General features: G+C 73.0%; 6 protein-coding genes. 3 read left to right on the forward strand and 3 right to left on the reverse strand.

All coding sequences use genetic code 11. From position 1 onward, the window contains the following. Positions 1–643: PucR family transcriptional regulator (locus AB0J52_RS29110; RefSeq protein WP_500185713.1), on the forward strand; the 643-nt coding region annotated here is incomplete at its 5' end. A 52-nt stretch (positions 644–695) separates the two neighbouring features. Further along, positions 696–875 carry a hypothetical protein gene (locus AB0J52_RS29115; protein ID WP_500185715.1) on the forward strand — a complete coding sequence of 60 codons (180 nt, stop codon included), beginning with the start codon at positions 696–698 and terminating at the stop codon, positions 873–875. 49 nt (positions 876–924) lie between these two features. On the opposite strand, the gene AB0J52_RS29120 is transcribed toward AB0J52_RS29115, so the two are convergent. Continuing rightward, a complete protein-coding gene (locus AB0J52_RS29120; protein WP_500185716.1) occupies positions 925–1740 on the reverse strand; it encodes an SAM-dependent methyltransferase in 816 nt (271 codons plus the stop codon). Between the two features lie 136 nt (positions 1741–1876). Between AB0J52_RS29120 and AB0J52_RS29125 the strand changes: the two genes are divergently transcribed. Continuing rightward, entirely contained in the window at positions 1877–3073 is a 1197-nt protein-coding gene (locus AB0J52_RS29125; RefSeq protein WP_500185717.1) for a cytochrome P450, read from the forward strand. A gap of 52 nt (positions 3074–3125) precedes the next feature. On the opposite strand, the gene atpB is transcribed toward AB0J52_RS29125, so the two are convergent. Next, positions 3126–3995 carry a F0F1 ATP synthase subunit A gene (gene atpB / locus AB0J52_RS29130; protein ID WP_500185718.1) on the reverse strand — a complete coding sequence of 290 codons (870 nt, stop codon included), beginning with the start codon at positions 3993–3995 and terminating at the stop codon, positions 3126–3128. Between the two features lie 60 nt (positions 3996–4055). After that, positions 4056–4415 (reverse strand): TetR family transcriptional regulator C-terminal domain-containing protein (locus tag AB0J52_RS29135; protein ID WP_500185719.1); only part of this gene is annotated, 360 nt, incomplete at its 5' end.

Genomic DNA, 4415 nt, shown 5'->3' on the forward strand with positions numbered 1-4415 from the left:
GGCCACTCCCCCGGACACGCTGTCGCCCGCGCCGTCCGGACGGCTGCGCCGGGGCGAGTTGCGGACCGTGCTGCGCGAGGCGCTCCCCGGCGGCCCGCCTCCCGTCGTCGGCCTCCTGGACGACGAGGCGCTCGCGTTGGTGCAGGTCGAGCCCGGCCGGGACATCGCGGACGAACTCCACCGGACGCTGCTGGCGCTGGCCCCCGGCCTCGGCGGCGACCGCCTCGCGGTCGGCGTGAGCGACGTCGTCGCCGCCGCCGACCTGCGCGGCGCGGTCGAGGAGGCCCGCTACGCCCGGCGGCTGTCGGCCGGACGCGGCGACGCGGTGTCGGTCGTCCGGCACGACGAGCTGGCCACGCACGTCCTGCTGCTGGCGTCGGTGCCCGACGACGTCCGCCACATGTTCAAGGTCCGGCTGCTCGACCCGCTGCGCACCTACGACGAGGAGCACAACGCCGACCTGCTGCCGACCCTGGAGACGTTCCTCCAGCACTCCGGCTCATGGACGCGCTGCGCCGAGCGGCTGCACCTGCACGTCAACTCCGTCCGCTACCGGATCCAGCGCATCGAGGAACTGACCGGCCGCGACCTGTCCACCCTGGAGGACCGCGTCGACTTCTTCCTGGCCCTCCGCCTCTCCTGACGGCCGCCGCCGCCCGGCGCAACCCGCGCCCCTGCTCCGGCGTCCCACCGACGTGGACGACCTGACCGAACCCGAGCAACGCGTCTGGGACGCCTTCCCCGAATCCCGCCCCACCGACCTCGCCGGAGCGCCCGTCCTGGACGGCGCCCGGCTGCCCGCGCTCACGGCGGGCGGATGGGTGCTGGCGAGCACGATCATCGCGGGGACGTCGCGCGTCCTGGCAAGGCAGTAGTCCGACCTTCCAGTGGCCCGACCTTCCAGGAGGCCGGTCCGGCGGTGGGTCAGGGGACGCGGGCGACCGCACCGTACATCGAGACCTGGGCGACGGACGGGCCGTGCTCCACGACGGCGTCCGGGCGCCATTCGACGACCGAGCCGATACCGGGTTCGACGAGGTCGAGGCCGTCGAAGAACCTGGCGAACTCCTCGCGGCTGCGGTTGCGGAAGGGGATGCCGCTGCGCCGGTTCGCCTCGTCCACGGCGGCGCGTTCCTCGTCGCTGAGGTAGTCGGCGGTGGCGTTGGTGATCGCGACGAAGCTGCCCGGGGCGAGCGCGTCCACGAGGGTGCGGACCTTGCCGTACGCGTCGTCCTCGTCGGTGAGGAAGTGGGTGATGGCGATCAGCATCAGCGCGACCGGCCGGCTCAGGTCGAGGGTCTTGTGCAGGGCCGGGTCGGCGAGGATGCGCTCGGGTTCGCGCAGGTCGGAGTCCAGGTAGGCGGTCGCGCCCTCCGGCGAGCTGGTCAGCAGGGCGCGCGCGTGCACGAGGACGATCGGGTCGTTGTCCACGTAGACGATGCGGGACGCCGGGTCGATCCCCTGGGCGATCTCGTGCACGTTGCCCGCCGACGGCAGGCCGGTGCCGACGTCGAGGAACTGCCGGATGCCCGCCTCCTCCGCGAGGTGGCGGACGGCCCGCTGCATGAACCGCCGGTTCTCGATCGCGGCGACCCGGATCGTCGGGAACCCGAGCGCGACGGCCTCGCCGGAGACGCGGTCGGCCTCGAAGTTGTCCTTGCCTCCGAGCCAGTAGTTGTAGCGGCGGGCGGGATGCGGCTTGGTGGGGTCGATTCCCCGGGGGACGCGCTCGGCGCTCACGTGCACCTCGATTCGGCAGGGCGATGCGCGATCATTCTGCCCGAAGCCGGGGCGTTCGCGCGTTTCGGGTGGCTTGCCGGGCGCCTTCCGGCCATGATCGACGTACTTCGGTCGCGACGACGCGGAAGGCCCTCCCATGAGTGTCCGCTACAGCCCCTTCGACTTCGACGTCCAGAAGGACCCGTACCCGGTGTACGCGCGGCTGCGGGAGGAGGCACCGGTCCACCGGAACGACGAGGACGACCTCTGGGTCCTGTCCCGGCACGCGGACGTCGAGGCCGCGCTGCGCGACTCGGCGCGGTTCTCCAGCGTGAACGGGCTGCGCATCGAGCCCGCGTTCTGGGGCCCGGACGCCGAGCGGTTCTTCTCGTTCGTCGCCATGGACCCGCCCAAGCACACCCGGATGCGCGGCCTGGTGTCCCGCGCGTTCACGGCCCGGCGCGTCGCCGCGCTGGAGCCGCGGCTGCGCGAGATCGCGCGAGGCCACCTCGCGCCGCTGCTGGAGGCCGGCGAGTTCGACCTGATGAGCGACTTCGCCGCGCGGTTCCCGACCGACGTGATCTCCGAGCTGGTCGGCGTCCCCGAGGCCGACCGGGACCGGGTCCGCGAGCTCGGCGCGGCGATCATGCACCGGCCGGAGGACGTGCCGGGCCCGGTGACCGACCTGCCGCCGGAGGCGCTGGCCGCGATCGGCGAGCTGGTCGGCTACTACGCCGGGCTGACCGCCGAGCGCGCCGGGGACCGCCGCGACGACCTGCTCTCCGGCCTGCTGGACGCCGCCGAGGGCGCGGACCGGCTCACCCCCGAGGAGATCGTCGGGGTGCTGATCCTGCTGGTCGGGGCCGGGATCGAGACGTCCATGCTGCTGCTCGGCAACTGCTGGCACGCCGCCTGGACGCATCCGGACGCCCGCGCCGCCGCGCTGCGCGGCGGCCGCGTCAACGAGTGGATCGAGGAGACGCTGCGGTTCGACCCGTCCACGCAGGCGCTCGCGCGGACCGCGACCGAGGACGTCGAGCTGCACGGCGTGACCATCCCGAAGGGCGGCCGCGTCCTCGCCCTGCTGGGCTCGGCCAACCGCGACCCGCGGGTGTTCGCCGACCCGGACGCCTTCGACCTCGACCGCGACACCGGCCGCGCCCTGTCGTTCGGGATCGGCCGGCACCACTGCCTCGGCGCGGCGCTCGGCCGCCTGGAGGCGCGGGTCGCGCTGACCGAGATCGCCGCCGCCGTCGCCGACTTCGAGCTGGACGACAAGGGCGTGAAGCGCATCTACTCGTCCAACGACCGGGGCTTCACCGCCCTCCCCACCAGGATCACCGCCCGCGCCTGACCGGCCGTGATCCGGCCCGGCCGGATCCGGCCGGGCCGCTCCGGGCCCGGGCTCAGTGGTCGGGGTGCAGCGCGCCGCCGATGTAGGACGCGGCGAGCAGCGTGAAGATGTACGCCTGCAGCACCTGCACGAAGATCTCGAACGCGGTCAGCAGGACCGACATCAGCACCCCGACCACGCCCAGCCCGAACCCGGCGACCGTGGGCCGTTCCAGCAGGAACCACCAGGCGACGGTCGCGAAGAACGCCAGCAGGATGTGCCCGGCGAACATGTTCGCGAACAGCCGCACCGACTGCGTGAACGGCCGCAGGACCAGGTGCTGGAGCAGTTCGATCGGCGCGTAGAACACGTACACCCACACCGGCAGGCCGGGCGGGAACATGATGTTCCGGAAGTACCCGGCGAAACCCTGCGTCCGGATGCTGAGCCCCAGGTAGAGCGCGTAGCAGAGCAGCGCGAGCAGCAGCGGCATCGCGAAGTGCGAGGTCGCGGGCAGTTGCAGGACGGGCACGTCCCCCATGAGGTTCATCGCGAGGACGAACAGGAACAGCGGCAGCAGGAACGGCATCCAGCGGTCGCCGTCCGCGCCGATCATCGGCCGGGCGATCTGGTCCCGGACGAACAGGTAGCCGAGCTCCCCGACGTTCTGGATCCCGCGCGGGACCAGGCTCGGGCGGCCGAACGCGCGCCACGAGAACGCGCACACCGCGAGGGCCGAGAGCACGATCAGCAGCACCGGCTTGGTGATCCAGTCGGGCAGGACGCCGGGCCAGAGCGGCCCCCACTCGAACAGCTCCCCGCCGGGGGCCCGGAACTCCCCGGACGAGACCGGCGGGGACGCCGCCGACGGGACCAGGCCCGTGGGGATCAGGCCCGTGGGGATCAGGCCCGACGGGATCGCGGCGGACGGTGCGGTCGGCATACGGCCCTCCCGAGGCATGATGATACGCCTGTACCACTTAAAGATGGTACAGGCGTATCACTAACGCCGGAAGAGCCGGTCCAGGTGGTAGACCAGGATCGCGCGGGCCGCCGGACCGTCCCGGTGCCCCGCCATCACGCCGGACCCGAGGCCCTGCGCCATCGTGAAGAGGCCCGCGGCCGTGATCAGCGGGTCCAGGCCGGGGTCGATCTCGCCCGCCTCCTGCGCCCGCGCGATGTGCTCGGCGAGGAACCGGTCCGTCTCGCCGTGGTGCGGCGAGCCGACGCGCTCGGCGAAGTCGGGGTCGTCCAGCATCAGGACGAAGTAGGCGTTGTAGGCCCGCCAGATCCGGCGGCCCTCGTCGTCCAGCGGCATGACGGCGGTCAGCGCGCCCTCCAGGACGGCGCGCGGCGACGGCGG

Source organism: Spirillospora sp. NPDC049652, from assembly GCF_040675125.1.
GTDB lineage: Bacteria > Actinomycetota > Actinomycetes > Streptosporangiales > Streptosporangiaceae > Spirillospora.

Excerpts from the sequence above, each read along its gene's own strand:
- AB0J52_RS29125 (WP_500185717.1), top strand. The coding sequence starts at position 1,877 with ATGAGTGTCCGCTACAGCCCCTTCGACTTCGACGTCCAGAAGGACCCG.
- atpB (WP_500185718.1), bottom strand. The coding sequence starts at position 3,995 with ATGCCGACCGCACCGTCCGCCGCGATCCCGTCGGGCCTGATCCCCACG.